Here is a 2,970-nt window from a genome sequence, read left to right on the forward strand (position 1 = left end):
CGCAGGCGCTCGGCGTCATCATTTCCGCGACGGTGATGTACCTCACGTTCACCGCCGTGCTGCGAGTGTGGGGGCAGCGGTTGTACGCGAACCGCACCGGCACCGGGCTCGCGGTGGTGCTCGTACTGGGCGCGGTGGTGGGCCGCTCGATGCTCGGCCCCAACGTCACGGTGCTCGCCGGGCTGATCGCGCTCGCCATGCTCGTCATCCTCGAGTCCTTCTTCGGGGCCGGCCGCCGCGCCGGGCTGTTCGGACACCGCCAGGCCATCGTCATCTACGCCAACCAGGAACTCGACGAGCGCGCCATCCGCCGCTACCACGTCAACAAGCGCACGCTGTGGGCGCGCCTGCGCCAATCCGGCATCACCAACCTGGGACACGTGCGCGCACTCATTTTAGAAACCGACGGCTCCATCACCATCCTGCGTCACGGCGTCGAGCTCGACTCACGCCTGCTCACCAACGTGCGCGGCGCCGAGAAAATCCTGCGCTAGGTGCACCGTCGGCACACCCCCCACCGCTTGACACAAACAATCCTTTATATAAAATACTGCTTATGAGCAACGGGGTATTCCATGACACGGACGGCGTGATCACGCTGTTTCGTGCCTTGGCCCACCCCGCTCGAGCCACCATCGTTCATCGACTCACCCAAGGCCCCGCCGACGTCACAGAGCTCACCGAGCTGCTGGACGTCTCTCAGCCGCTCGCTTCCCACCACCTCCGCACCCTCCGGGATGCCCACCTGGTGGAAGGGACGAAGGATGGCCGACGGACGGTGTACCGGCTCATCGACGAGCACGTGGCTCACATCTTCCTCGACGCCCACCACCACATGAAGGAGCACAACAATGACTGCGACCACTGAGCACCGCACCCACGACGACCACACCCACCGCCACGCCGCCGACTGCGGCCACCCCACCCGCGAGCACGATGGCCACGTCGACTACATTCACGACGGCCACGCGCACCGCGAACACGATGGGCACTACGACGAATGCAACACCTGCGGCTGCACGAACTGCACCTGCACCACCTGCGCCGACTGCAAGTGCGACGAGTGCACCTGCAGCAACTGCAACCACGCAGCCTGAGCTTGCCCGCCCGCGCGGCGCTCTCCCTGCCATGCACAAGGAGGGCGCCGCGCGGTGTCGTTTGATGTAGCGCCCCGCTCCCCTGGGCGCTCGCGACAAGATGCGTCTGGCAAAGTAACGGCCATGACTGACCTCGTCCTCATCGCAGCACCGCAAGAGGCGGCGCACCTGCCGAGCAGTGTCCACGTCGAACTCATCGGCATTGGCATGGTCCCCGCAGCGGTTGCGACGACCCGCGCCCTCCTCGAGCATCGACCGTCGCGGGTCGTGAACCTGGGTTCAGTGGGCGCCCTCGACCCGTCGATTAGCGGCATCTGTCGCCCGTCGGCCGTGATTAATCGCGACATCAATACCGACGAGATGCGCGCCGTCGGGCTGCGCATCGACGACCGCATCGAGCTGGGTAGTGACGGCCCCGTGCTCGGCTCCGGCGACTCGTTCGTCGCGGGCGGCCCCGCTCGCGACCAGCTGCTGCGTCGATGCCAGATCGTGGACATGGAGGGCTTCGCCATCGCCCACGCGTGCCGCGCGTTGGGCGTCGAGCTGCTCATGATCAAGCACGTCTCTGATGCCGCCGACGAGGCTGCCGTGGCCTGGAAGGACGTCGTCGACCGCTCCGCCCGGGCGCTCGCGGACGCGTACGCTGAGGTCGCGTCGTAGCTCTGCCGTTGATTCAAAATTCGTTGGGCCAGATCACCGACGGGTACACTTCACCGGCGGGTGATGCGTTTGATGAGCAAGGTACAAGAGTTCTTCACGATGGCGCCGTCGCGCCGCGACCACATCCCAGCGTTCCGTATCGCCGTCGGTGTGGCGCTACCCCTCCTCACCTTGCTTCTCCTGGGCCGCCTTGACTTAGCGATTTACGCCACGTTCGGCTCATTCACCGGCATCTACGCCCGCCACGAATCTCGTCGTTCCCGGTTCCTGCGCCAGTCGTTCGCGGGCGCCATGATCACCGTCTGTATCGGTATCGGCGCCACGATGGGCTCCCTCCAGGTCAACTCGTGGACGATCATGCTCGTGAGCTCCGTCGTCTCGGCCGTGACGGCCATGATCGCCGCCTGGTTCAACCTTCGCCCTGCCGGATCCGTGTTCTTCATCTTCGCGACGGCTGCCGTCGGCGGTGTACACGACGGCGCCCCACCGCTGCTGGCGATGCTCGTGGCGTTCCTCTCCGCCGGCGTCTCTGTCGTCTTCGGTGCCTTCGCGCACCTCATCGGTGAGGGGTCGCTCCCCGACTCCGCACCCATGGTGACAAGGCACTACAAGCCGAGCCACCTCCTCGGGCACGGCGTGCGATTCTTCGTCGCACCGTTCCTGGCAGGCACCATCGGCATCCTATCCATCGACGCGCTGCCCGTGCTGTCGCACCCCTACTGGGCGATGGTGGCATCGGTGGCGCCGCTCATTTCACCGTACCGGCGCATCCGATTCATGCGCGCAGTGCACCGTATCGTCGGCACGCTGGGCGGCATCCTCATCGCGGCATTTCTGCTCTCGTTTCCGACTGAGCCGTGGCAGCTCATTGTGTGGATCATCGTGCTGCAGTTCCTGGGCGAGATGTACGTCACCCGCAACTACAGCATGGGCATGCTATTCATCACACCCATGGCGTTGATGATGACCCATCTCGCGTCGTCATACCCCGTCGAGGAGATGCTCGTCGCTCGAGCGGTAGAGACCGCGATCGGCGCAGTCGTCGCGCTGGGCGTGGTGGCGTGGGGGTACCCGTCGGAGCACCAGCCCCGCATCGTGCGGCAGGTGCGCAACCTCACGCGCGAGGATCGCCTGCTACTGCAACTGCCGGGACTCACCAGAAAGTGACCGTTATCCTCCACACGCGGCATTTTTGCCCCATTTGAGGGGGAAA

5 protein-coding genes are annotated in these 2,970 nt (G+C 65.3%); all 5 read left to right on the plus strand.

What is annotated here, in order from left to right:
• On the plus strand, positions 1-494 hold a 494-nt coding region (locus tag Q0X61_RS13095), incomplete at its 5' end, for a YetF domain-containing protein (protein WP_297743316.1).
• A gap of 62 nt (positions 495-556) precedes the next feature.
• Positions 557-868: a metalloregulator ArsR/SmtB family transcription factor gene (locus Q0X61_RS13100; RefSeq protein ID WP_297743318.1), complete on the plus strand. Its 312-nt coding sequence runs from the start codon at positions 557-559 to the stop codon at positions 866-868.
• Positions 852-1,097 (plus strand): hypothetical protein, encoded by a 246-nt coding sequence (locus Q0X61_RS13105; protein WP_297743319.1) that lies wholly within the window; start codon positions 852-854, stop codon positions 1,095-1,097. The genes Q0X61_RS13100 and Q0X61_RS13105 overlap by 17 nt, the downstream gene beginning before the upstream one ends.
• 123 nt (positions 1,098-1,220) lie before the next feature.
• Positions 1,221-1,757 (plus strand): nucleosidase, encoded by a 537-nt coding sequence (locus Q0X61_RS13110; RefSeq protein WP_297743321.1) that lies wholly within the window; start codon positions 1,221-1,223, stop codon positions 1,755-1,757.
• A 63-nt stretch (positions 1,758-1,820) separates the two neighbouring features.
• A complete protein-coding gene (locus Q0X61_RS13115) occupies positions 1,821-2,924 on the plus strand; it encodes an FUSC family protein (RefSeq protein ID WP_297743323.1) in 1,104 nt (367 codons plus the stop codon).
• Positions 2,925-2,970 lie beyond the last annotated feature (46 nt).

The sequence above is a fragment of the uncultured Tessaracoccus sp. genome, assembly GCF_947255005.1.
Lineage (GTDB): Bacteria > Actinomycetota > Actinomycetes > Propionibacteriales > Propionibacteriaceae > Arachnia.